Origin of the sequence: Massilia sp. X63, assembly GCF_041023745.1 — a bacterium.
Classification (GTDB): Bacteria; Pseudomonadota; Gammaproteobacteria; order Burkholderiales; family Burkholderiaceae_D; genus Telluria.
The window spans coordinates 137,444-162,255 of record NZ_JBFTEF010000009.1; the positions used below are offsets into that span (position 1 = coordinate 137,444).

24 protein-coding genes and 1 pseudogene are annotated in these 24,812 nt (G+C 60.7%); 15 read left to right on the plus strand and 10 right to left on the minus strand.

All coding sequences use genetic code 11. The annotated features are described in order from the left end of the window. Positions 1 to 61 precede the first annotated feature (61 nt). The 6 genes from AB3347_RS18165 (at position 62) to AB3347_RS18190 (ending at position 2,931) form a co-directional block, all read left to right on the plus strand. The gene (locus tag AB3347_RS18165; RefSeq protein ID WP_027866277.1) at positions 62 to 1,279 is read left to right on the plus strand and encodes a hypothetical protein; all 1,218 of its coding nucleotides are present in this window, start codon (positions 62 to 64) and stop codon (positions 1,277 to 1,279) included. A gap of 83 nt (positions 1,280 to 1,362) precedes the next feature. Next, on the plus strand, positions 1,363 to 1,803 hold the full coding sequence (locus AB3347_RS18170; protein WP_169728123.1) for a DUF4124 domain-containing protein: 441 nt from the start codon (positions 1,363 to 1,365) through the stop codon (positions 1,801 to 1,803). Positions 1,804 to 1,816: 13 nt separating this feature from the next. Continuing rightward, the gene (locus tag AB3347_RS18175; protein ID WP_169728122.1) at positions 1,817 to 2,059 is read left to right on the plus strand and encodes a hypothetical protein; all 243 of its coding nucleotides are present in this window, start codon (positions 1,817 to 1,819) and stop codon (positions 2,057 to 2,059) included. 88 nt (positions 2,060 to 2,147) lie between these two features. Beyond that, on the plus strand, positions 2,148 to 2,549 hold the full coding sequence (locus AB3347_RS18180) for a hypothetical protein (protein ID WP_027866276.1): 402 nt from the start codon (positions 2,148 to 2,150) through the stop codon (positions 2,547 to 2,549). A gap of 17 nt (positions 2,550 to 2,566) precedes the next feature. Next, positions 2,567 to 2,701: a hypothetical protein gene (locus tag AB3347_RS18185; protein WP_267872170.1), complete on the plus strand. Its 135-nt coding sequence runs from the start codon at positions 2,567 to 2,569 to the stop codon at positions 2,699 to 2,701. Continuing rightward, positions 2,698 to 2,931, plus strand: coding sequence for a hypothetical protein (locus AB3347_RS18190; protein ID WP_027866275.1), 234 nt, complete (start codon positions 2,698 to 2,700; stop codon positions 2,929 to 2,931). The genes AB3347_RS18185 and AB3347_RS18190 overlap by 4 nt, the downstream gene beginning before the upstream one ends. 662 nt (positions 2,932 to 3,593) lie before the next feature. Here the strand turns inward: AB3347_RS18190 and AB3347_RS18195 are convergent. The 3 genes from AB3347_RS18195 to AB3347_RS18205 form a co-directional block, all read right to left on the minus strand. Beyond that, complete coding sequence (locus tag AB3347_RS18195) at positions 3,594 to 3,779, minus strand: hypothetical protein (RefSeq protein ID WP_027866273.1); 186 nt, start codon at positions 3,777 to 3,779, stop codon at positions 3,594 to 3,596. A gap of 1,275 nt (positions 3,780 to 5,054) precedes the next feature. Beyond that, complete coding sequence (locus tag AB3347_RS18200) at positions 5,055 to 6,122, minus strand: cation transporter (protein WP_084416458.1); 1,068 nt, start codon at positions 6,120 to 6,122, stop codon at positions 5,055 to 5,057. Positions 6,123 to 6,222: 100 nt separating this feature from the next. Next, the gene (locus AB3347_RS18205) at positions 6,223 to 6,636 is read right to left on the minus strand and encodes a helix-turn-helix domain-containing protein (RefSeq protein WP_027866271.1); all 414 of its coding nucleotides are present in this window, start codon (positions 6,634 to 6,636) and stop codon (positions 6,223 to 6,225) included. 68 nt (positions 6,637 to 6,704) lie between these two features. Here AB3347_RS18205 and AB3347_RS18210 point away from each other — a divergent pair, with 68 nt between their 5' ends. From AB3347_RS18210 to AB3347_RS18245, 8 genes and pseudogenes are all read left to right on the plus strand, one after another. Then, a complete protein-coding gene (locus tag AB3347_RS18210; protein WP_211238977.1) occupies positions 6,705 to 7,952 on the plus strand; it encodes a TolC family protein in 1,248 nt (415 codons plus the stop codon). Between the two features lie 3 nt (positions 7,953 to 7,955). After that, positions 7,956 to 9,224: an efflux RND transporter periplasmic adaptor subunit gene (locus AB3347_RS18215; RefSeq protein ID WP_036214628.1), complete on the plus strand. Its 1,269-nt coding sequence runs from the start codon at positions 7,956 to 7,958 to the stop codon at positions 9,222 to 9,224. A gap of 36 nt (positions 9,225 to 9,260) precedes the next feature. Next, positions 9,261 to 12,458 (plus strand): efflux RND transporter permease subunit, encoded by a 3,198-nt coding sequence (locus AB3347_RS18220; protein WP_369093148.1) that lies wholly within the window; start codon positions 9,261 to 9,263, stop codon positions 12,456 to 12,458. Between the two features lie 48 nt (positions 12,459 to 12,506). Further along, positions 12,507 to 13,943 carry a dihydrolipoyl dehydrogenase gene (gene lpdA / locus AB3347_RS18225; RefSeq protein WP_027866269.1) on the plus strand — a complete coding sequence of 479 codons (1,437 nt, stop codon included), beginning with the start codon at positions 12,507 to 12,509 and terminating at the stop codon, positions 13,941 to 13,943. Between the two features lie 24 nt (positions 13,944 to 13,967). Further along, a complete protein-coding gene (lspA, locus tag AB3347_RS18230) occupies positions 13,968 to 14,471 on the plus strand; it encodes a signal peptidase II (RefSeq protein ID WP_027866268.1) in 504 nt (167 codons plus the stop codon). A gap of 200 nt (positions 14,472 to 14,671) precedes the next feature. Next, on the plus strand, positions 14,672 to 14,992 hold the full coding sequence (locus AB3347_RS18235; protein ID WP_156923709.1) for a hypothetical protein: 321 nt from the start codon (positions 14,672 to 14,674) through the stop codon (positions 14,990 to 14,992). A 322-nt stretch (positions 14,993 to 15,314) separates the two neighbouring features. Then, entirely contained in the window at positions 15,315 to 15,632 is a 318-nt protein-coding gene (locus AB3347_RS18240) for a CzcE family metal-binding protein (RefSeq protein WP_369093180.1), read from the plus strand. Positions 15,633 to 15,808: 176 nt separating this feature from the next. Next, positions 15,809 to 16,077 (plus strand): annotated as a pseudogene (locus AB3347_RS18245) (IS3 family transposase); the annotation flags it as partial. Positions 16,078 to 16,137: 60 nt separating this feature from the next. Here AB3347_RS18245 and AB3347_RS18250 read toward each other — a convergent pair. From AB3347_RS18250 to cadR, 3 genes are all read right to left on the minus strand, one after another. Beyond that, positions 16,138 to 16,755, minus strand: a complete 618-nt coding sequence (locus AB3347_RS18250) for a cation transporter (RefSeq protein WP_027866267.1) — start codon at positions 16,753 to 16,755, stop codon at positions 16,138 to 16,140. A 517-nt stretch (positions 16,756 to 17,272) separates the two neighbouring features. Beyond that, entirely contained in the window at positions 17,273 to 19,201 is a 1,929-nt protein-coding gene (locus AB3347_RS18255) for a cytochrome c/FTR1 family iron permease (protein ID WP_027866266.1), read from the minus strand. 178 nt (positions 19,202 to 19,379) lie between these two features. Further along, positions 19,380 to 19,808 (minus strand): Cd(II)/Pb(II)-responsive transcriptional regulator, encoded by a 429-nt coding sequence (gene cadR, locus AB3347_RS18260; protein ID WP_285376701.1) that lies wholly within the window; start codon positions 19,806 to 19,808, stop codon positions 19,380 to 19,382. Between the two features lie 90 nt (positions 19,809 to 19,898). On the opposite strand from cadR, the gene AB3347_RS18265 reads away from it, so the two are divergent. Further along, positions 19,899 to 22,334, plus strand: coding sequence for a heavy metal translocating P-type ATPase (locus AB3347_RS18265; protein WP_036214626.1), 2,436 nt, complete (start codon positions 19,899 to 19,901; stop codon positions 22,332 to 22,334). Positions 22,335 to 22,422: 88 nt separating this feature from the next. Here the strand turns inward: AB3347_RS18265 and AB3347_RS18270 are convergent, their stop codons facing one another. From AB3347_RS18270 to AB3347_RS18285, 4 genes are read right to left on the minus strand one after another with little or no spacing between them, the layout of a single operon-like run. Further along, positions 22,423 to 23,019 carry an SIS domain-containing protein gene (locus AB3347_RS18270; RefSeq protein WP_027866264.1) on the minus strand — a complete coding sequence of 199 codons (597 nt, stop codon included), beginning with the start codon at positions 23,017 to 23,019 and terminating at the stop codon, positions 22,423 to 22,425. Further along, positions 23,016 to 23,984, minus strand: coding sequence for a cation diffusion facilitator family transporter (locus AB3347_RS18275; protein ID WP_051306499.1), 969 nt, complete (start codon positions 23,982 to 23,984; stop codon positions 23,016 to 23,018). Before AB3347_RS18275 ends, AB3347_RS18270 begins: the two co-directional genes overlap by 4 nt. Before the next feature lie 44 nt (positions 23,985 to 24,028). Then, positions 24,029 to 24,214 carry a hypothetical protein gene (locus tag AB3347_RS18280; RefSeq protein WP_027866263.1) on the minus strand — a complete coding sequence of 62 codons (186 nt, stop codon included), beginning with the start codon at positions 24,212 to 24,214 and terminating at the stop codon, positions 24,029 to 24,031. A 45-nt stretch (positions 24,215 to 24,259) separates the two neighbouring features. Next, the gene (locus tag AB3347_RS18285; protein ID WP_027866262.1) at positions 24,260 to 24,802 is read right to left on the minus strand and encodes a hypothetical protein; all 543 of its coding nucleotides are present in this window, start codon (positions 24,800 to 24,802) and stop codon (positions 24,260 to 24,262) included. Positions 24,803 to 24,812: the final 10 nt, after the last annotated feature.

The following is a 24,812-nucleotide window of genomic DNA, read 5'->3' on the forward strand; positions in this document are numbered from 1 at the left end:
TGCAACCACGCCCGCGCCGGCTCCATACCATCGGGTCTTCACCAATTCGATGGAAATAACTATGACCCAGCACCGCGAAGAACACGTCTTTATGCGCTCCCAGAAAGATGGCGCTGACAAGGACTACAACCTGCACCTCGAGCCCGACGCCGCCGGCACGGGCCTGTGGCGCCTGTTCTACGAGAACGGCAAGCACGGGGCCGCGCTCAAGCGCAAAGAGAAGATTGAAGGCGCCGTGCCCTACGAACACGCCAAGAAGGTGTTCGACCAGACCATGAAGGAAAAGACCTCGGCCAAGGGCGGCTACGTGCCCCAGGGCGCCGGTGTCGAATACCAGAGCGCCGTGCCGGCCGAGCGCGTTTCCGGTCTGGCCCCGCAGCTGCTCGGCGCTGTCCCCGCGGCCGTGGTCTATCAGCGGATGGAAGACCCCGCCTACATGTGGCAAGAAAAGAAGGATGGCGAGCGCCGCATGATCCGGAAGACGACCGAGGGCGCCGGTCCCGACGCGGTGGTGACCGTGATCGGTACCAATCGTGACGGCCTGATCGTCCCGATCCCGAAGGTGCTGGCCGACTCCGTTGCGGCGCTGCCGGTACCGTTCTGCGTACTCGACGGCGAGGACATGGGCCAGGGTCGCTACGCTGCGTTCGACCTGGTGGCTACGAACGAGGATCCAGCCGGCGCGCGGCCGTGCGAGGCGCGCTGGATGGCGCTGCAGCAGCTCCTGCACTCGGCGCCGTCGCCGTGCTGGGTCTCCGTTGCGGTGGCGAGTACACCGGCGGAAGCACGCGAGCTCGATCGCGAAGTGCGCGCGCGCGGCGGCGAGGGCCTGGTCGGAAAGCTCAAGTCAGCGCCGTATAAGCCCGGCGTGGGCGAAGACCAGTTCAAGTTCCCCTACCTCGATCGCGTGACCGCATTCGTGGAAGGTCATGATGCCGGCAAGCGCAGCGTCCACATTGCCGTCTACGGCGCCGATGGCCAGCCGATGTCGCTCAAGAAGGTGACGATCCCGGCCAACTACGACATCCCGCCGGTGGGCGCCGTAGTCGTAGGGGATAACGTAAGAGTTTTTTGCGAGGACGCCGACCTTGCGGATGTATGGGCATTCATCAATCACCATATGACCGGAGCGAGCGCGATGCGTCCTATAGTACTGCGTGATGACAGTGGCGCGACCATCGGTGAGCTGTGGGACTGTTCGCTCTACTGCGCCCATTGGGAAAGCCCGGAGAAAATGCGGTCATACCTGGATCTGGCCGGTTTCGATCTCCCTGAATAGTGACTCTCCTTTCGCAAATGGCATTAGACCACCTGGTGCAGACTGCACCCCGAAGCGGCCGGCAGCCGAGTAACAATACCCTGATGCGTTCGATTTCCGTTTCGTTGGCCTTGCTCTCGTTGGCCGCATACTCAGTATCCGCCGTGGCCGCTGACTTGACTGTGTTTAAATGCGTCGACGCCCAAGGCCGTGTCGAATTTTCGGACGTTGCCCGGAAAGGGTGCAAGGCACTGGATCTGCCAAAGCCAAAGCCGTTGACGATTGCCCGCGCCAAATGGAGCATCGAGGAACGCTTAAACGATCCTGAGTCTGCGCGCTACAAGTCGACATACCTGGTTCGACGTACGGGCGCAGTGTGTGGTCGTGTAAATTCAAAGAACCGCATGGGCGGGTACGACGGCTTCAAGGGTTTCGTCGTTTCGGACGGTGAGGCGGGTGGTGAGGTCCGGATCGAGGGCGAGCCCGGCTTCCACGAGGCGTCCAGGAAGTTCTGCAGCGAGACACCACTCCCGGCCCGGCCATGAAGAAGGACTCGACATGACCTATATCCTTGCTACGACCGAGACGAAGGTTCGGTGGTATGTGGTACCCCTCAATCAGGCGGCCGACATTCGATCACTGCAGCCTGGGCAGTTTTCCCTTCTTGAGCATCTCGACTTGAGCGCAGTGCCGGGCTTTGGGAGCAAGGAAACGGCAAAGCAGGTCGCAAAGGCGATCGGCCTGACGACATGGCGCTACGTGAAGTTCGATGGACCCCATCACGTGTATGAGCTCGGATAGAAAGCTACTGCCTGAGCCGATTGCGACCCCAGTGCCTGTCGACGAGAATAGGGCAGCAGACTGGCACCTGGTGTGGGGCTGGTGGCCCATGCCTTCCTTCGTGCGTGATCTCCTGGGCGAGGAACGGTGTCGCGATCTGGTTGTGTCGAACAATGAGCGCGTGGTCGAGAATCGGTTCCTGATCCCGTTTGCACTAGAGCTGGAGCACCGGCGCCAGGCGATCAGTTCCGAGGCGGAGCTAGATGCTGCGGTCACGAGGGTGTGCGCCGTTGACTTCGATCTCAGGCCAGCTGCTGCGTTCTACCGCTCGGAGAGTGATGCGCGGTGGTCGCGGCTCGCGCGAGAAAGCGAGGCAGCACTGGCCAGGCTGCCGAAAGCGGCAGACCACCCTGAAGTATTCCGCCGCGAGCTCGAAGCCAAGCGGCTGCCAGCGGGCCGGTCAGAAAATATCGCCCGAATGCGCGAAATCCTGTCGCGCCACAGTAAGTGAAATGAAAGGTGATCCCATTGCTTGAACTCTACAGCACCAGCGAATCGACCACGGCGTGGCGCACGACTGAGCGTGACGCCCCTGGCCTGTTTGCCATCATCACCGACGAGAAGGGGCTGGCAGTGCCGGCGGCGCCGACATCGACAACATGATCATCGCGATCTTCGACGAGGCCCTTCCTGAAACGATCGGCTCGTTCGAGATCGACGGCCGGGAGGGGCTCAACCGATGGTACCTACTGAACGTAGGCCATGAGCCCGATAAGGAAGGTGATGGTCCGCTCCCCATCATGGATCTGATCAGCAACGTGGCAGGGCACCTCATGCTTCGGTATTACGAAGGCGATGCGGTGGCCGATATCGCGGCGAACAGGCCGTGTTGAGCGTTTGAAGCATGAGCACTGAATCGCGTGGGCGAGATCCCGTGAAGTCGGCTTACTACTCGCCGAAGGTTTTTCGCAGAGCGCACATGCGCGAGGAAGCGAGTGCTCCGCCGTTTCGCAGTATTCCTCGGTGGACGATTGTGGTGGTGCTGGTCGCCGCTGGCCTTGCAGCTGCGCGCTATTGGCCGCTTCACCTATCGATTTCCGGTGAGCCGAAACTGGCTGTTGCACTTGAAGCTGTCTCGGGCGACATGCCTTCCACCGGGATTCTTGTAGCGGCAGCGTTTTATGGGGCGACGAACGAGATGGCGCCGGTCAGGTTACAGGCCCCAAGGACGGGAAACACTGTATTTTTGAAATGGTGCAGTGGGAGAGCAAGCAACTGCTACTGCAGGTCTTTGTGCGGAGCCGGGAGACCGTGGAGGCGCAGCTGCCGCTTGGTCGATACCGTGGCGTGATCACATGCGGATCACAGTGGTACGGTGCCGCCAAGTTCGGCGTGATGGGATCTAAAGAGCTGGTCGCCCTGCCATTCGTTCTCCAGCGAAACGCCACGGGAGCTCTGCAAGGGGTCACCGTTGATTTAACGCGCCGCGTCGGCGGCAACTCGGCAACGATCCGCCCATGAGCTGGCTCCTGCCGCAGGCGCAGGCGTTGTAAGGTCAGCCACGGAAGAACATGTCCTCATGCTCCTGTTCGCAGAACAGCATGCCCCCGCCTCGGGCTAGCACGGTGATCCGACCAGGGCGCAGGGGCATTTTATAGCTGATCCACTGGATTTTGCCCTTCGCAAGAAGGGTGGTCATCCTGATCACGCGCTGGCCATACCTTACTGTTGTATCGAGCATTGCATTCCTTCCTCAGCTGTCGGTAAACGGTTAAACTGCACTCCGGAGTTTCTACGCGACAATGTCGATCGTCAAGTAAGGTCGTTTGCAACCACGACGCGCCCTGTAACACCCCCCATTCGCCCTTCTACGGATGCGAACCACGGCTCAGCATGACTAATTGTTTCCGGAACGTGCTTGTCCGACTGACAAACATTTAACAACTTGGTCAATGCGGATCGGATATACTGTACATTCATACAGTATAAATGCATTTGCGAAACTTTATGCTTTGCCCACCCCTTATACCAGCTCAGGGCGTCGACGCCGCCTTCGATCCGGCTCGGCTGCCCGATATCTGGAGGGCGAGCGAGTTGGCGGTGTCGCGCGCGGTAACGATCTCGAGTGGTCACCCATTGTTGGATGCGGAGTTGCCTAACAAAGGGTGGCCACGTTCCTGTTTGACGGAGCTGCTCCTGCTCGCCGGTGGAATAGGTGAGCTTCAGTTGTTAAAGCCTGTGCTACAGGCGCTGTCGGCCACGCGCCGCGTCGCCCTGGTACAGCCGCCGTATATCCCGCACGCGATGGCATTCCAGACTTGGGGTATCAAGACGTCGCGGCTGCTATGGATGCGCGCGGCAAGCACCGGCGACGCACTATGGACGACCGAGCAAATTCTCAGAAATGGCTCGTGTGGCGCCGTGTGTAGTGGATGAATAAAATCGTCACTACGCTAGCGCGTATCTCCTTGATTTCACACGTGCACATCGGCACGTCAGGCCAAGAAAATCTTCACTAGGTCCGGTGAATATTCGTGCAGGCAACTGAGCCGCGGACAAATAAAACTGTCACTAGGTGCGAATGGCACTGTCCGCTATCGACCTTTTGTGTTGAAAAACTTCTGGGCAAGAACTGCGCTGCAAGACTCGCCCATGAAATTAAGTACAAACTATGCCTGCTGAAGCTGAGCTCAGACATGCTCGTGCACTTGATCTTGTATCTTTCGGGCTGGCTGCAGGGGCTTACCTGTTCTACTGTCGCTTGAAGCCAAGACCACGATGTCCAAAAACGGCTGAAACGGTGCTTTATGCCCGCGGAAGTACCTTCCGGACGCAGGCACGGGTGTTCTGCGGTCGGCTTAGTTGTCAGCACTTCCAAAGTCGGCGTGGCAATAGGCGCAGCCCATGCCGCGTCGTACTGGTGCAGCTACCGCGAGCGAATGATGTAGCAGAAGAAGCTCTTTCGCCGGCCTGCCGCGCCCCCGCTATCAAGGCTGGGGGGCGGTCAGCAGCATCTTCACTTCAGCTTGAGAATTCGACGCGCGCCAGTAAGAACGATCACAGCGATGACAGTGCCAACGATCAGATCCGGATAAGGCGAACCGGTCCAGGTGACAAGCGCCCCGGCCGCGATCACACCGAGGTTTGCGATGACGTCGTTCGCAGAGAAGATATAGCTTGCCTTCATATGTGCTCCGCGATCGCGCTTCTTGGCGATCATCACCAGGCAAGCAACGTTCGCAACGAGGGCCACCGCGCCGACACCCATCATCAACGCCGATTCGGGTTCACTGCCGAAGAAGGCGCGGCGAAGCACTTCACTCAGGGCGCCCAGGGCCAATACGAGCTGCAGCCATCCAGCCACGTGGGCGGCACGGGTCTTCAGCGCAGCCGCACGGCCAACCGCGTACAAGGCCAGGCCGTAGACAGCAGCGTCGGCGAACATGTCCAACGAATCAGCCACCAACCCGGTTGATTCTGCAATCAATCCCCACACCAGCTCGACCACGAACATCACGGCATTGATAGCAAGCAGCAGTCGAAGCGTTTTCGCCTCCGACGCGTCACCTGCCTTGTCGGTACCAGGGGCCGCGTCAGACAAATCAGGACGGGATCCGATCAGATGGGTGCCGAAGTTGAGCGGGGCGAGCTTCGACAATACGGGATAGATGTCTGCCGTGTGCAAGACGTGGAGCTGCCGCTGGGAGAGATCGAAGTCGAGCGATTGAATGCCGTCGACATCGGCCAGTGCCATGCGAATCATGTTTTCCTCGGACGGGCAGTCCATCTTCGGAATTCCAAGTGTGCTAATCGTGCGTTGGCTGGCTTGCTCTGGCTTGGCCGGGCGCGATCCGCGCAGTTCGACGCCGAGTCGCAGGGGGTGCAGCACGTCGACAAGGGCATCTGCATTCCCATGGTGCAGCACAGTGACAGTGCGGGTATTGAGGTCGAAGGCGATGTGATCGACGTCGTCGACTTTGCCCAAAGCGATCCGGATCAGGTTTTCCTCCGACGGGCAGTCCATTTTGGAAACGAACAGTTCGGTTTCAAGGCGGGTTGCCGCTGTGGTTTGATCTTGTGTCATGACAATGAACCTATGGTGACTGGTTATCGGAGGATAAACCTTCAACCAGCTTCAAGGTCAAGTGTGTTCAGGGCCAGCGATTGGCACCAGTCTGAGTAAGCTATCCGGCTTGTTCCGGCGGCGTAAGGGCGTCAATGATCCGGCAATCGGCAAATCGGCCGCCCCGGCATGAAACCAGCAGGCGGGAAAGGTGTTCTTTCAATACGTTGAGGTCTCTGATCTTTTGCTCGACCTCGGCAAGGTGTTGTTCTGTCAGCGCAGTCACGGCGCAGCAGTCGCCGTCTCGCTGGTCGGAGAAGGCCAACAGGCTTCGAACCTGGTCAACCGTGAATCCGATCTCCCGTGCACGGCGAACAAAGCTCAGGCGGGCTACATCCTCGCTCCCGTACAGCCGGTAGTTGCTGCCGGAGCGGGATGGAGAGTCGAGCAACCCAATTTTCTCGTAATAGCGAATCGTCGCTGGCGGCATCTCCGCCGCAGCGGACAGCTGTCCTATCGTAAATGTGCGTGACATGTGCTTGACATTAAAGTGGCTTCAAGGTTTATAAAGCTCATTTATTAATCCGTCAAGCAAATCCAATCATGCGCATCAAGATGAACGCTTCCGTCGCCACGGCCCTGCTGGTCATGTGTATGGCCGCAGGCTCTGCCTTTGCTGAGGGCACTCCACTGACGCTTGCCGAGGCCGTCACACGGGCTAGACTCCAGGCACCGCAATTGCAGAGCGCTGACGCAGCCTTGCGCGTCGCCGATGCCAACGTGCGGCAGTCTGGACTTCGACCGAACCCGACACTTTCCCTTGAGGCTGAAAATGTCCTGGGATCGGGACGCTACTCCGGTTTCGGTGGGGGAGAAAAGACGGTTGCGCTGTCGATGCCCCTGGAGCTCGGTGGTAAGCGCGGCGCGAGGATGCGCGTGGCACAGGCTGAACGGGCCGCCGCCGGTATTGGGGCGCGCTCCGCGGAAGCGGAGCTGACATTTCTGATTACCGAGGCGTTCGTTACCCTTGCTGCCAGCGAGCGCTATGTCGCGATCGCAAAGGCTGCTCATGAACTGGCCGCGCGTGCTCACCATGCAGCACGTGAACGGGTACGCGTCGGAAAAGCATCTCCGATAGAGGAGCAAAGGGCGGACGTGCTGCGAATCAATGCCGAGGTTCGGCTAGGCAAAGCAGTGCGCGCCGTCGAACTGGCGCAGAAAACGATCGCACGACTGACAGGTATGGCGATGCCGTTCACGATCGCGTCCACGTGGTTCGAGCAGATCGAACGCAGCGAGATGACGCCGCCGGCAGGGCAGGGGCTGGCGATCGCGACAGCAGAGGCCGAAGTGGCCGCTGCGGAAGCGCGCGTCGATGCGGCCAGGCGCGACCGGATACCGGACGTAACGCTGACTGCAGGCATGCGCCGTTACGGCGAATCGCCCGACAAGGCCGCTGTGCTCGGCCTGTCGGTCCCGCTGCCATTGTTCAATCAGGGCACGGCCGCGCTGGCGCGCTCGCGGGCGGAATACGATCGGGCTTCCGCCGCGCGCCGTGCCGTCGCACTGGAATTCGAGCAGTCCAACGCGCAGGCCGAAGTAGAGGTGGCCGACGCATTGGCGGCCGCACGGGCCGCCAATGGCCCTGCGCTCGCCGCCGCAGAAGAAGCGGCGCGCATCGCGAGGATCGGCTACGCCGAAGGAAAATTCCCGCAACTCGAATTAATCGAGGCCGAGCGCTCTTTAGCCGAAACCCGCGAAAGCTCAGTCGACGCGCTCGCTGCACTACATACTGCCCGGGCACGTCTGGCTCGGCTACAAGGTTCCAACTCTCCAATTTATAAGGATTGACCCATGCAAGCGGTATTCCGATCGGGCCTGTGCGCCGCGATGATCCTGTTGGGCGCATGCTCCCCCAAGCCAGAAACAGCCCCTAAACAAGCTGCCGAACAGGGTGAAAAAACGGCGAACGCCTCAGGCGAGAAAGCCGAGAATTCCGAAAAGGGCGAAAAAGCCGAGAAGGCCGAAAAGTCCGAGAAGAGCGGCGAAGCCGGCGAGCGGGGCGAAGCTGCGGAGAGGGAAGGCGAAGCCGAAGGCAAGGAAGATTTTGTAGCGCTGTCGGACCAGCAAATCAAAGCCGCGGGTATCGAGATCATGCCGGTTCGACAGTCCTTCGCTGGGGCGGTCGAGGCGCCTGCAGTCATCGCGGCAGACCCGAAGCATGCAGCTGTCGTCTCGAGCGCAGTTGGCGGCCGAGTTGTCGAGGTCCGGCGCAACCTGGGCGACCCGGTCGCTCGGGGCGACGTGCTGGCTGTAATCGAAAGCCGTGACGTAGCCCAGCTCCGGGCGGACGTCGAAATTGCCAAGCGGCAGTACGAGCTCTCGCAAGCCACGTTCGCGCGCGAAGAACGTTTGTTTGACGAAAAAGTCACCTCGCGACAGGAATTCGAGATTGCGCGCAACGCGGCGCAAGAAGCACGCACCCGCCTTCGCCTGGCCGAGCAACAACTCGCCGCCGCCGGGGCAACGGGCGGTGGGCAGCTTAACCGGCTGATGCTGCGCTCGCCGATCAAGGGTAACGTCACGGCACGGCAGACCGCACTGGGCGACATCGTCGCGCCGGACGCACATCTGTTCGAAGTGGCCGACCTCAACGAACTGGCCGTCGAGCTTTCGCTGTCGCCGAACGACGCGGCTCGCGTCACGGTTGGTACGGCGGTGGACGTGTCGACTGACGGTCGAACCGGTGCAGGCCGCATCACCCACGTATCGCGCGTCCTCGATCCCGCCACCCGCCAGGTACGCGCCATTGCACGGCTGTCGAACGGGCAGGGGAGCTGGCGCATCGGCGAAACGGTCAGGGCGTCGATCGCGCTCGAGGGCAGTGCCGGCGGCGCTCAACTGGCCATTCCACGGACCGCCGTGCAGACGGTGGAGGACAAGCCGAGCGTGTTCGTCCGGGAGAAAGAAGGATTCGCGATCAAGCACGTCGTCCTCGGCGGTAACGCGGCCGGCTACGTCAAGGTGATGTCCGGCCTCGACGGCAAGGAACAGATTGCGGTCAGCAATACTTATCTGCTGAAGGCGGAGCATGGCAAGGGAGAGGCAGGGGACGATGACTGATTTCCTCGTTCAACGGCTCCTGAAGGATACCCAACCATGATTGCTCGCATCGTCAACTTTTCCGTTGCGCGGCGGTGGCACGTCCTCATCGCCACCATCCTGCTGTCGATCCTCGGCGCATTCGCACTGACGCGCCTGCCGATCGACGCGGTACCGGACATCACCAACACGCAGGTGCAGATCAACGTCGTCGCACCGGCGCTCGCGCCGGCCGACGTCGAACGGCAGGTCACCTATCCGATCGAAACGGCGTTTGCCGGCATTCCCGGACTGGAATCCACGCGCTCGTTGACCAGGCATGGATTTGCACAGGTCACGACAGTCTTCAAGGATGGCACGGATATCTATTTTGCTCGCCAGCAGATGGCGGAGCGGCTGCGCGCCGTCGAGCGCAACTTGCCCCCGGGTGCTGCCGCGAGCCTGGGCCCGATTGCGACCGGGCTTGGTGACGTTTACATGTGGACGGTGGAGTATGCATCCAAGCCGGCCCAGAAAGCCGGTACGTCGGCTGGCACGTCGGCCGGCTTGCAGGCGGACGGCAGCTATATCACCCCGGAAGGGGAAGTGCTGCGCAGCGCTGCCGAGAAGGCCACCTACCTGCGCACGGTGCAGGACTGGATCGTCGCACCGCAGCTCAAGAATACAGAAGGGCTGGCGGGCGTCGACGTCATCGGGGGCTACGTCAAGCAGTATGTGGTCACGCCAGATCCGCAGCGGCTCGCGGCCCTGGGTATCAGCCTGACGATGCTGGGGGAGGCGCTCGAGCGCAACAACACGAGCGCCGGCGCCGGCGTCGTCGTCCAGAACGGAGAGGCCCTCACCGTCAAGGCCGATGCGCGCATAACTTCGTCCGAAGAACTGGCGAAGACCGTCATCACCACCCGTAACGGCACGCCAGTGCTGGTGTCGCACGTTGCTAGCGTCGGCCTGGGACAGGAGATGCGTTTCGGGTCGGCGTCTGAAGGCGGCCAGGAGGTCGTCGTCGGTACGGCCGTGATGCGCATTGGCGAGAACAGCCGGACCGTTGCCGCGGCCGTCGATGTCCGACTGAAGGAAATCGCACGTTCCCTGCCGCCGGACTTGATGATCCGGCCAGTCCTCGATCGGACACGCCTGGTCGATGCCACCATCAAGACCGTGGCAACCAATCTCACCGAGGGCGCACTCCTGGTCATCGCGGTGCTATTTGCGCTTCTCGGAAACCTGCGCGCGGCGCTGATTGCCGCGGCGGTCATCCCGGTCACCATGCTGATGACCTCGGCCGGCATGCTCGAGGCGGGGCTCTCCGCAAACCTGATGAGCCTTGGCGCGCTGGACTTCGGCCTGATCGTCGATGGCGCCGTGATCATCGTGGAGAACGCGCTGCGCCGCATCGCCGAACGCCAGCACGCTACCGGCAGGATACTCACCAAGGCGGAGCGTCTCGATACCGTTGCCGCCGCCGCGCGCGAGATGATCCGGCCGAGCGTCTATGGCCAGGCGATCATTATTCTCGTCTACGTCCCCCTGTTGACGTTCCAGGGCGTGGAAGGCCGGATGTTCGCACCGATGGCGGTAACGGTGATTCTGGCCCTGGTTTTCGCTTTCATCCTCTCGCTCACGTTTGTGCCGGCTGCGATCGCGCTGTGGCTTTCGCGCCATGTCGACGAAAAGGAGAACAAGCTGGTCAAGGCCGCCTCGTCGTCTTACGCGCCCTGGCTGGACCGCGCGCTCGCCAAACCCAAGCTGGTCGGCGTGCTGGCGGCTGCCGGTTTCGCGGGCGCGCTCGGCCTGTTCACGACACTCGGACAGGAGTTTCTTCCGACACTCGACGAGCAGGACGTGCTGCTGCAGGTCGCCCGCATTCCCGGCACCTCCCTGGACCAGAGCCAGGCGATGCAGTTCGCGGTCGAGAAAGCTGTCGGCAAGCTGCCCGAGGTAAAGCTGGTGTTCTCCCGAACAGGTACGGCCGAACTGGCCGCCGACCCGATGCCGCCGAATATCACGGACACCTTTGTCATCGTTAAAGACCGTTCGGAATGGCCGGAACCCGGGATGAGCAAGGCCGAGCTGGTTGAGAAGATCGAGAAGGCGGTTGCAGGCATCCCGGGCCAGAACTACGAGCTGACCCAGCCGATCCAGATGCGCTTCAACGAGCTGCTGGCGGGCGTACGGGGTGACATCGCGGTCAAGGTCTACGGCGATGATTTCGACGCCATGATCCGCACCGCCGAGCAGGTTGCCGAAAAACTGCGTGCGGTCGAGGGCGCGGAAGACGTCCGGGTAGAGCAGGTGCAGGGGCTTCCGCTGCTCGATGTCCGCCTGGACCGCGACGCCATGGCCAGGGTCGGGCTGACCGCCCAGGACGTGCACGACACCCTGGCGGCAGCCGTTGCGGGACGTGAGGCCGGCTCGATCTACGAGGGGGACAGGCGCTTTGACGTCGTGGTGAAACTGGGCGAGAAGACCAGGAACGATGTCGAAGCCTTGCGCCTGTTGCCGGTGCTGACGCCGGGCGGCAGCTTCGTGCCGCTGGGATCGGTGGCCACGCTGGAGACGGCCAAGGGACCGAACCAGATCAGCCGCGAGAACGGCAAGCGCCGGGTGGTCGTTCAGGCCAACGTGCGCGGACGCGACATCGCCGGCGTGGTCAGCGAAGCGCGCGCAAGCATCAACGCGGACGTACGGGTGCCCGCCGGCGTATGGCTCGCCTGGGGCGGGCAGTTCGAGAACCTCGAGCGTGCGCGGATGCGCCTGGCGGTCGTGGTACCGGCCTGCTTCGCGCTCATCGTCCTGTTGCTGTATTCAGCCGTGGGTTCCTGGCGCGCTGCCGCGGTCGTGTTCACGGGCGTGCCTCTCGCCCTGATCGGGGGGATCGCCGCACTCTGGCTGCGTGGCCTGCCATTTTCGATTTCGGCGGCCGTCGGATTCATCGCGCTGTCCGGCGTTGCCGTCCTCAATGGGCTGGTGATGGCGGGTTCGATCGACGACCTGGCCAAACAGCTTCCGTGGGCTCAAGCGGTGCGCGAAGGTGCGCTTCGGCGCCTGCGCCCCGTCTTGATGACGGCACTGGTCGCGTCGCTGGGCTTCGTCCCGATGGCATTAGCAACCGGTGCCGGCGCCGAGGTGCAGCGGCCGTTGGCCACCGTCGTGATCGGAGGCCTGATCTCCGCCACGATCCTGACGCTGTTCGTGCTGCCGACGCTTTACCAGCGTTTCGCCCGTCCGCCCGAGAGCGTGGCGGAGGGAATTTGAACAATCCAGTAGAGTGAACGCAACGACTCGGACATTGGAAGGAATCACATGAAAGCGCAATACGACCTGGTCATTGTTGGCGCGGGTTCAGGCGGGTACATCGCTGCAATCCGCGCTGGACAACTCGGCTTGTCCGTGGCCTGCATCGAATCGAATCCCTACGCCGCACCACACGGCCAGGCGCGCCCAGGAGGAACCTGCCTGAACGTGGGATGCATCCCATCGAAGGCATTGCTTGCGTCGAGCCACCTGTACGAGCAAGTCGTGCACCACACCGCCGAGCACGGGATTACCACCGGCGGCGCGGCGATCGACATCGACAAGATGATCGACCGGAAGGACGGGGTGGTCACGAAGATGGCCAAGGGGATCGAATACCTGTTCAAGAAGAACAAGGTAGATTTTATCAAGGCGCGGGCGCGCTTCGTCGGGATGCAGGACGGGGTGTATTCCCTGGAAGTCTCGGCGGAGGATTCGGTGCAGCAGATCAGCGCGCGTAACGTGATCATCGCCACCGGGTCGAAGCCGCGCCAGCTGCCGGGCACCCGGATCGACAATTCGATCATCTGCGACAACGCCGGAGCACTCGATTTCCGCGAGGTGCCGAAACGCCTCTGCGTGGTTGGTGCCGGCGTGATCGGTCTCGAGCTGGGGTCAGTGTGGCGGCGCCTGGGTGCGGATGTCACCCTGCTCGACGCCATGCCGGATTTCCTGCCGGGCTGCGACACCGCCGTGTCCAAGGAAATGCTCAAGCTGATGTCTGGCCAGGGGCTGAAATTCGACCTTGGCGTGAGCATCGACAGCATCGCGCACAGCGGCGATGGGGCGCACATTTCGTATCGAGACCGTACCGGCGTCTCCAGGGAGCTCGCTTTCGACAAGGTGATCGTGGCGATCGGGCGCGTGCCCAATACGGATGGCTTGGGAATCGAGGCGATTGGCCTGGAGGTCGACCAGCGCGGCTATGTTCCGGTCGATGAACACTGCCGGACGACATTGCCGAACCTGTTCGCCATCGGTGACGTCGTGCGCGGGCCAATGCTTGCGCACAAGGCCGAGGAAGAGGGAATCATGGTCGCCGAGATCGTCGCAGGGCAATCCGGGCATGTGAATTACGCCGCCATCCCCTTCATCATCTATACGAGTCCGGAAGCCGCATGGGTTGGCAAGACGGAGCAGGAACTGGCCCGCGAAGGACGCGCATTCAAGTCGGGACAGTTTCCTTTCTCGGCCAACGGGCGCGCACTCGGTCACGGCGACGCACAGGGGTTTGTCAAGGTCCTGGCCGATGCCCAGTCGGACCTTGTGCTGGGCGTGCATATCGTCAGCTCGCTCGCGTCGGAAATGATCGGTGAAGCGGCAATGGCGCTCGAGTTTTCGGCGTCTTCGGAGGACATTGCCCGGATCTGCCACGCGCACCCGACATTGTATGAAGCAATCAGGGAAGCGGCGCTCGCTGTCGACAAGCGTGCGCTGAACATCTGACCGTCAACTGTATAGGAACGAATAGTGGCTAAACCCTTTTCACCGCTCGCTGCCGTATTGGTCGCCGGGCTTATCGCCCTTGCCGACCTGGTCACCAAAGCCGCGATCGTGGAACGTCTGGCCTACGGCCAGCAGATCGAGTTGTTACCCTTGTTGAACATCGTCCATGTGATCAATCAGGGAGCGGCGTTCGGTCTTCTGGCCACGGCTGGCGGCTGGCAACGCTACCTTTTCATCGTTGTAGCCGTACTCGCGTCGATCCTGATCGTTCGGATGATCCGGAAACCGGAAACAGGCTCCGCGGAAAGGATCGCTCTGGCGATGATCCTTGGCGGAGCGGTTGGCAATCTCGTTGACCGAACTGCGCGGATGGGCGTCGTTGACTGGATCGATGTGCATGTAGGAGCGCATCACTGGCCAGCTTTCAACATCGCCGATATCGGGATCACGATCGGCGCCGTGGTCATCGTGTTGCACGCACTGTTCGGTGTCCGCGCAGCGCCTCCGGTATCCGACAAGACACGGTAGTCATCGCCCCCTGGGCGCGCACTGCCGCCAGAAGCCTGGCCAGTTGCGCGGCGCGGTCTGAACAGGGCGACGATCCGGCTCCAATAGAACAAAGATAATCAGATCTACAACAATTCGAGACCCATGTTTTTACCCGGCGGGCGTTGTAAAATTTGCCATACTCCAGTGTTCTCTTCCGTGACCAAGCAGTCAACGACTCCATGAAGCGCCTGTTTCTGATTATATTGCTCGCGCTTTTGCCGCTACAGACTGGCTGGGCGGCAGGATGGTGCGTGATTTTCGACGAAGCGCCGGCCACCGCAGCGGCATCCGACGTCACCGGTTCTGAAAATTCAATACAAGTGCTGTTCGAAGCTGGCTGCAGCGCAACTTGTGTATCGGCATGCGACTTGCAGCCCCTCGGCAGCGGTTCTTCCGTGATCGAATGGTCGGGGCAATCGCGCTCCGTTCCCGCCAGTCTCAGTCAACTGAATTACCAGTCTCCAATACTGGATGGCCCGATTCGGCCGAAATGGCTCTGATCATCGAAGCCGGCAACTACCGCCTGCGCTTGATGGGTAATCGTGCGCAAGCACTGTACGACTCCATCCGTCTTTACAAATCAAGCAGCCGCACCTGACCGAGCCGATGCACAGTTGTGCGAGTTACGGGCCTTGCCCGTGCAGTCGCAATTTACGCTTCCCGGCAATTCAGGTGCATCGCGTGCATACGGGCCTTACTCACGACCATAGCGGCCCACAATGGCCCACGTCGAGAGTCAGTGCCCTTGAAAAATCAAACGTTTAACAGGAAAATTCAATGAAGACTCACATCAACTTCGTATGCGCGGTACTCCTCGCATGCATGTTCGTTCCACTCGACTCCCGAGCCAATGAGGGGGGAGTGCCCGTAGGGAGCGCGACAGAAGCGAAGTCAGGGCGGGCAGCACCGTTCGGATACTCTTCGAGTGCAGTGCCCGACCGCATTATCACAATAGTGGCAGGCAAGACCAGATCGATTCACGTCAAGCGACTCGAGACTGTCCGTATCGTGGACGGCTCCAGAAGCGTTACCTGGACCTTCGATACGCTTGGCGTACTGCCGATCCCGTTGGCGAACATCCTTCCTGACGCATCGAAGGTAATGATCTATGTTGAGGAAAGTCCAATGTACGCCAACTAAGCTTTGTCATTTGGCGTTTTGGTAGCGCACTATCACCGGTTCGATGCCGCCCGCGGCATCGAACTGAACCGCCCCGGATTTTGTAGAGGCTCTATTGTTTGAGAAAATGGAATCATCGGAAGCAACCCAAGTATTCCCACGAAATCATCGAGCGCGCTGTGCGCATTGTCAGCCGGTCCGGCATCGAGCCGTCTGTGGGCAGCAAGGGCGATAGATATTGACGACGCCCTAACCGAGACCATCAACGGACTTGACAAAACTGAGCTGATCCACCGCGGTCCCTGGAAGACGCGGGAGCTCCCCGAATTGGCCACGTTGGAATGGGTATCTCGTTTCCAGCCACCATCGCCTGCTTGAGCCACTCGGCTATATACCGCACACCGAATCGGAGGCAAATTATTATAAGCAGCTGACCAGTCCGGCCGTATCGGCCTGGCTCACATAAACCGACCTCACGAAAGCTGCGGCGGTTCAAGTCGCTTGATCATGAGCACGACACATGTCGCTACGCTGCTCGAGTCTCCTTCGCTTCGGAGAGGATTTCATATCCTCCTTTTGCAGCAATAAACGAGACCACTGTTCCAAGCAGCAGATCGGGAATGTTGGATTTTGTCCACATCACCAACGCGCCAGATAACACGATCGCGCCGTTCACGATCGAATCGTTATTCGTGAAGATAGCGGAAGCTTTGAAGTTCACGTCCTGGCCGCGATGTTGCTTCAAGAGGCGGATGCAATAAATATTAAGAAGCGCATTTGCTGCGGCCATCCCCATCATGGCAGGTCCCAACGGGGCTTCACCGCCGAGGAAGCGACGGACAACCTCTATCAACAACAGGCAGGCAAATCCAATGAGGAGCCATCCGGATAACAGTGCCGCACGTGTCTTGATCGCCGCAGACCTGCCGACCGCGTACAAACTCACGCCGTAGACGGCGGCATCCCCCAAGTTATCGAGGCCTGCGCCGATCACCGCGGTTGAGGATGCCCAGGTGCCGCCTACAACGCCGGCCAGGCACTGCCCCAGATTGATCAGTAGGACCTTCCATAGAATGTTGCGATCGCGTTCGTTAGCAGCATCCAGGCTTGGTTCGTCAGAACTATCGTTATTGCTACCCTTCATTTAGATCTCCGTAAGTATCAGCGGGAGTACGTGCGGTCGGACATTGCAAGGACCAAGCGCTGCAGACTGGATTCGGATGAGCACAGAAAGGCCCAATCGACGGCAAATACTCACCGTTCTTGCGGGATTGGTTACCTGTCTCTTTGTGTGGAATGCTTCAGCACCTGCACGACTTTCGGCAAGGCCCCGTTCTGACATGAGGGCGGGGATATCTCGACCTTATCGTGAAGGTGAACCTCAATTGAATCAGGTACCAATACGCTTATATGTTTATATGATCGGAGATAATAGTACCTAAATAAGGCGTATCGTTGGCTAGCAATGTCTACGTCGCTGAGATTTGCCAGGCAGGCAGGGCGGTCCGCCGCAAGCCTCTCTGCCGTATAAAATTCAGTAACCCAGCCAGTTCTGCTGTTTCGTCCAAGACTTGGGTCGGCACAGCCACCCAAGAGCACGAGAGCTGCCAATGGAATGGTAATAACTGTCTTGTTTCTCATGATTGCTCCTTGTCAGCTGACTATCTGCGAGCTTTTACCAAGTTAAATCCAAAACCAAGGCCAGCTGCCAGAAGCAGGGCCAGTTGCGCTCCATAGGTCTGTATGGTCGGGTAGATCCCAAGCACGGGCACGCGCAGTCCCGTGACCGGCGTGGCCGTCAGCCATCCGGCTTCCTGCAGCCCTGCGATCCCTTTTCCGACCAGGACAACTGCTAGGGCAGCGACCAGCACGGAGCTGAACGAGAAAAATTTACCGATCGGCATGCGCGCACTGGTACGCAGGAAAATCACAGCAATTACCGACAGCAGGACGAGGCCTGTCACGAATCCTCCCAATAGGGCAGGGCCGTTGCCGTCGGCTGCGAGCGCCGAGTAGAACAGGACGGTTTCAAAGACTTCCCGGTATACCGCGATGAAAGCCAAGGCAAACAAGGCCCATGCGGAGCGTTTTTCCATCGCCGCGGTCAAATGCTGCTTGAGATAGGCCTGCCACTGTCCGGCCTGGCTTTTCTGGTGCATCCATAGCCCGACCGACAGCAATACCGCCGCGGCGAAGAGCGACGACAGGCCTTCGGTCACTTCGCGGCTCGCGCCACTGATGCTGACCACATAGGTGGCCACCACCCATGTCAAGGCGCCTGCAGCCAACGCCGAAATCCAGCCTGCGTGCACGTAGTGCAAGGCTTCTGGACGCTCCGCTTTGCGGAGGAATGCGACCATCGCGATCACGATCAACAGGGCTTCGACACCTTCGCGCAGGAGAATCGTCAACGCGCCCACGAACACCGTCGTCGCGTCGGTCTTGTTCGCGCCGGTGAGCTCCTCGACACGTACGAAATACGCGTCGAGTTGCCCGGCGTATTCGGTCGCACGCAGCACATTGCCTTGTGCAACCGCGCCCCGGTACAGCTGCATGGTTCGTTCCACGTCCACCAGGAGCTGGCGGTCGGTCGCATCGAGCCTCGCCTCGAGCGGCTCGAAGCCGTCCAGGTAGGCCGATAAAGCAAGCTCGGTGGCCTTCGCGCGCTGGTTACTCTTCAAGGCATCCAGACTATCCTGCAGCAGTTTGCGCGCAAGGACGATGCCCTTGCGTTCCTGCTGCTCCCGTACCACCTCGGGGTGGGTCCGTGCGTACGCCAGAACCGCCCGGGCGGTCGACGGTGCGCTTGCCTTCGCCAGTTCTTCTTCGGTTACCGTCACGAGCGTGTTCATGTCGGGAATCGTGGCGGACGCGGTGTTGTTCTGTACGAATGCAGACTCTCCGGCTGCGATGTCCGTGTCCTTGAATGCCAAGCTGCCGACATAAAACGCCAGGGACCAGCGCTCATGCTCGGGCAAGCCTGCAAACGCCGGCATCGATGTGCCCTCGACACCCTGGCTGATTACCTGATACAGGGCCATGAGAGAACGGGAGCGGGCTCTTTCCTCATCGGTAAATGCGATCGGTTTGGGTTCGAGCTTGGCCGCGAGTGCGCCATCGCCGGCGCCGGCCGATCCGTGGCATGAAGCGCATTGCGCCTGGTACAGCGCTGCACCGCGGGCCAGGTCGGGCAGGGCGCGCGGCGCAACCGGGAAGGGGTAGGCCCGCAGCAGCAAACGGTTTGCCTCTCGCGCAAGCCGGGAAACCTGTTGCGGTGATTCCTTGCGCTCGACCGCCTGCTTCAGCCTGGTGGTAGCAGCTGCAAGTTCTGCATGTAAGGGATGCGGAGGCAATGCGTTCACCTGGTTCTGCGCGCGCGTCGAGAACTCCTGCATTTCGCCATATTCCAGTTCGCTGACAATCGCTCCGTTCTGGACCGCGCCGGCGTAGTCGACGGCGACATAGTCGAGCAGTTGCCAGAGCTGGCGGACTTCCGCTTCTGATGATTTGGGATTTGCGTGTGTTGTACCGATCACGCAGCAGCAGAACATTACGAAGGCTATCAGCCGACGCCAAATGGGGTACGTCATATCAGGGTACTTGTCTTCAGGTTCGAGAACCTGACATTTAACACCTTCTAGCTACTTGAAGGTCAAGCGTATTGCCGGCTGTTCGCTGATCCGGCAATGTCAGCAGGCCAATGGCATGAACATCGAGGGTTCGTTACGGCCTGGCGGTGCAGTGATGGCGCGGAAGGTTCAGGGCTAATCAATGGCGCCCAAGCCGTGCTGGCTCGTCGCAAGCATCCACAGTGCCGAGCGCCTGCAGGATTTCGCACGGGTTTGTGCTGTCGGTGGCGGCGCAACGGCTCCTGAGGTCTCTGAGCTGCGTCTCCAGTACTGACAGGTTTGCTATACGGTCGACGATGTGCCCGATGTGCTTGTCGAGCAGCGCGTTGACGCCCTCGCAGTTTTTTCCCGGGGCCTCGCGAAAATCGAGCAGCGTCCGGATCTCATCGAGTGTCATGTCCAAGGCGCGGCAATGCCGGATGAACAGCAAGCGCTCAGCGTGAAGCTCATTATAGGCTCGATAGTTGTTCGCGGACCGCTCAGGCGGGGCGAGCAATCCAATGCGCTCATAGTAGCGGATGGTTTCAACCAAGCAGCCTGAGCGGTCTGCCAATTCGCCAATTTTCAAGAGAAATCCCCGTACGTTAAGTTAGTGCTTGACCCCGTACCCGCTACAGGGTGTTTAATGCAGACTATACACAGTTCTCAAGGAGTCGTCATGTCGGAATGCCAGACCAAATCATGTTGCGAGAAGTCCGCAGTGATCGAAACCGCGGGTACTTCGCCTGCGGCACTGGACCGGTCCCTTATCATTCGCATCGACCAGATGGACTGCCCGACAGAAGAGGGACTGCTGCGACAAGCGCTCGGGCGCGTCGCAGGCGTCGGAAGGCTCGAGTTCAATCTTGTCCAGCGCCGTTTGCGGGTGGAACACAGCCTCGGCGATCCACAGGCGATCCTTGCAGCAGTACGGGCGGTCGGCATGGACCCGGTGGTTGAACAAACCGATGAGCAGAGCGGGTCAGCAGCCGGCACTGTTTTCCGAATCGAGAACATGGATTGCCCAACCGAAGAGGCGCTCATCCGTAATAAGCTGTCCGGCCTGCCGCAGGTTGAACAGCTCGACTTCAATCTCGTCCAGCGTCGTTTGGTCGTCAGGCATAGTGGGCCAGCAGCGGCGATCCAGGATGCACTGACGTCCATCGGTATGCAGGCGGTGCTCGTTGCGGCTGGACAAGGACGAGCCGAGGCGGTGCCACCCGCCTCCCGAAAGCGGCAGTATGCAGTCCTTGCACTGGGCTTGGTCGCAGCAGTCGGTGCCGAAGTCGTCGCATGGACGACGGGCGATGAAAACTGGTGGCCGGTCATCCTGCTATCGCTGCTTGCGATCGTGACGACGGGCCTGGGAGTATACAAGAAAGGCTGGATCGCACTCAAGAACCGCAACCTTAATATCAATGCCCTGATGTCGATCGCGGTGACTGGCGCGGTATTGATCGGGCAGTGGCCGGAAGCGGCAATGGTCATGGTCCTTTTCGCGCTTGCCGAGATGATCGAGGCCCGCTCGCTCGACCGTGCGAGAAACGCCATCCAGGGCCTGATGGCACTGACACCCGAGCGGGTCAGCGTACGTCTTGGCGACGGTAGCTGGAGTGAACAGGACGCTACCACGGTCGCGATCGGCGCCCTGGCCCGTGTCGCGCCCGGCGAGCGGATCGCCCTGGATGGGGAAGTGAGCACTGGCCAGTCTTCCGTCAACCAGGCGCCGATCACGGGCGAGAGCATGCCGGTACCAAAGACGGTCGGCGACAAGGTGTTTGCGGGCACGATCAATGAAACCGGCTCGTTCGAATACCGCGTCACCGCCGGCCACAGCAACTCGACCCTGTCGCGCATCATCCGCGCGGTCGAGGACGCACAGGGCAGCCGCGCGCCCACGCAGCGCTTTGTCGACCGCTTCTCCAGCATCTATACGCCTATCGTGTTCGCCATCGCGCTCGCCGTCGCCCTGGTGCCGCCGCTCATGCTGGGCGCCGAATGGATGCCATGGATTTACAAGGCACTCGTCCTGCTGGTGATCGCCTGCCCCTGCGCCCTGGTGATCTCGACCCCGGTCACCGTCGTCAGCGGCCTGGCGGCAGCAGCGCGGGCCGGCATCCTCATCAAAGGCGGTGTCTACCTGGAGCAGGGCGGCAAACTGCGCTCGCTGGCACTGGACAAGACCGGCACGATCACCCAAGGCAAACCCGAGGTGACGGACGTGTTGCCCCTGCAAGGCGATGCACAAACTCATCTGCAACTCGCGGCCGCTCTCGCGGACCGCTCCGACCATCCGGTATCAACCGCGGTGAGCCGCTACTGGCAAAACTCGGGCCTGGACCTGCCCCTCGCTTCCGTGACCGAGTTCGAGGCCCTGACCGGACGTGGCACGAAAGGGCGGATCGACGGGAAGTGGTACTACCTCGGCAATCACCGCCTGGTCGAGGAGCTCGGCATCTGCAGCACCGCGACGGAAAGCGTCTTGTCGAAACTGGAGGGTGAAGGCAAGACCGCGGTTGTCCTCTGCGATGAGACGTCGCCACTGCTGGTGATCGGGGTGGCCGATACCATTCGTGAAACCAGTCGCGAAGCGCTGGCCCAGCTTCACCAGTTGGGAATCCGGACGGTCATGCTCACCGGTGACAATGCGGTGACGGCCACGGCGATCGCACGGCAGGTGGGCATCGATGACGCCCGCGGGAACATGCTGCCCGAGGATAAGCTCTCTGCCATCAATGATGAGGTGGCGCGATTCGGCACCGTCGGCATGGTAGGGGATGGCATCAACGATGCCCCTGCGCTGGCCAAGGCCGATATCGGGTTCGCAATGGGCGCAGCGGGCACCGACACCGCCATTGAAACAGCCGACGTTGCGCTGATGGATGACGACCTGCGCAAGATCCCGCAGTTCATCCGCTTGAGCAGGCAGGCTGCCGCCATCCTGAAGCAGAACATAGTCGCAGCCCTGTCGATCAAGGCGGTGTTCCTGGTGCTTGCGATTGCAGGGTCGGCTACCTTATGGATGGCCGTGTTCGCGGACATGGGGGCGAGCCTGCTCGTGGTTTTCAATGGGCTGCGACTGCTCAAGAGCCAGGAGAAACGTGGCCACGCATAGTGGGGGCGTATGCCGGCTCACGTGGCAAGGATGCTCAGCGGCCGCCTCGCAAGCCGTAGTGGCCGGTCATTCGGCCATTGCCCCGACCTTAAGGTTCTACGGCATAGTTCGCTGGTTGCAGGGCACGCTCCACCAGTTCGATCAGGATGTGGATCACCTTGATGTGGAGTTCCTGCACCCGGTCGGCATAGCGTCCAGCACTCGTGCAGATGCACACGTCGGCAGCATGCGCAAGCTGCGACCCGGGTCGCCCGGTCAGACCGATCACCTTCATTCCTTTTGAACGGGCGGCTTGCGCAGCGAGGACCACGGACTGGCTGCTGCCGCTCGTGCTGATCGCAAACAGGACGTCACCGGCGACGCCGTTGCCCTCGACGAAGCGAGCGAACACTTGTTCGTAACCATAGTCGTTGGCCACGCAGCTGATGTAGCTCGGATCGCTGATGGCTACCGCCGCCATGGCAGGGCGATCCTCACGGAATCTCCCTGACAGCTCTTCCGCCAGGTGCATCGCATCGCACATCGAGCCGCCGTTGCCGCACGAGATAATGCGGCGTCCGCTTTGCAACGCAGCGATGAGCAGGGTCGCGCCGGTCTGGATATTGCCCAGCTGGGCATCGTCACTGATGAGGCGGTCAAGTGCATCCCGCGCTTCGACGAGATTGTTCCTGATATGGTCGATCATCGTTTTTCTTCCTCATGTTCATCGTGGCCGGCATGGTCGGCATGGTCGTGGGCTACAGCTGGATCGAAGCTGTGTTCGTCGGAGGCCTGTTCGCACGGCGTCGTCTCGATCTGGATGGTGCTGTGGTGGATATCGTACTTGCTCGCGACGAGCCGGCGGATATCCAGCAGCAGGGCCTGCGGGTTTGTGACCTCCTCTCGCTGTACCACGTGGGCTGTCAAACTGGCTTTTCCGCTTGTGATGGACCATACATGCAGATCATGCACGCTGGCCACGCCGGGGACGCGTGCGATGGCATCCTTCACCTCGGCGAGTCCGATGCCTTCGGGTACGCCTTCGAGCAGCACGTTCATGCTCGCCTTGAGCAGCGTCCAAGTGCGCGGCAGGACCCACAAGCCGATGGCAACGGCGATCGCAGAATCGACCCAGCTCCAGCCGATGTAGCGTATGACGAGAGCGCCAATGATGACGCCGACCGAGCCCAGCATGTCGCTCCATACTTCGAGGTAGGCACCCTTGACGTTCAGGCTGCTGTCCTTGCCGCTCGATAGCAGCCGCATGCTGATGAGGTTGATGACCAGGCCGAAGGAGGCGACCAGCAGCATCGTCCCGGACTGGATTTCCGGTGGGTTGTTCAGGCGCTGGTAGGCTTCGTACAGGATGTAGATCGCTACCAGGAACAGGAGTATGGCGTTGAAAGCGGCCGCCAGGATCTCGAAGCGGTAGTAGCCGAACGTGCGTTCGCTGTCGGCCGGCCGCTTCCCGATGCGGATAGCGGCAAGCGAGATCGCCAGCGCCGCGGTGTCGGTAAACATGTGCGCCGCATCTGAAATCAGCGCAAGGCTGTTGGTGAGAATACCACCGATGATTTCGGCGACAAGAAAAGCCGTCGTGAGGATGAGTGCTATCCAGAGCGGGCGTTCGTTCTGTCCCGGTTGCGCAGCATGAGAATGTCCTGAACCCATCGTGTTCCCCCTTGCATTGTGATTGTCTGCTTGCCTGCCTTATCCTACTTTTGCTTGGTTTTGTCCTTTGCACGCTTTCGGGACTTTGGTCCCGAAGGCTTGTTCCGGTCCCTGTACTTCAGCCAGCCTAGGAACACCATAATCATCCCGGCCAATGCCAAGCCGATAATGCCAAATACCTCAAAGAGATTTTCGTGCAGTGGCTCTGGTGGCTGCTGTGGCAGTCTCATGTCATCTCCTTTCGTGGTTATTCATCTGGTTCGGAAAACAATCTGTCAGTCCCGCGTCTCCCGCAGATTGATCACGGTGCGCACACAAAGCACCAGTACGGCGGCAAGTCCCGCAACCGCGTCCAACCTTCCTGCATTGACACCCAGATCGCAAAAAGCGACACCGAGCACGAGTGCGATCGGTGCAGCTGACAGAAGCGCATCGGCTTTGTCATCGCTGTCGCCGGCCTCAACTGGCCTGTACGCCAAGCCGATCGTCGTCGCGCTTGCAAGCGCTCCAGGTAGGGCAAAACCTGCCATGGCCATCACATCGAGTGACGATGCGTGAACGATGCGATGCGTACCCATCGCTATTACGATCAAGCCCAACACCAGGCAGCACAGGCAGAGAACGATTTGGACCACTGAGTACGCTACTTCAATGCCAGGCCGGGCCTGCTCTGTCCGCCGTTCAATGAATAACAACCGGAACAAGATTGTTGCCGCATGATGCGAGGCGGCCGCCACCAAGGTGACGCTTTCGACAATGATCGCTCCCGCTGCGCAACTCGCCAAAGCTGCTCCGTGCGCAGCGAGATCCAGCCTCACAAGCCCTTGC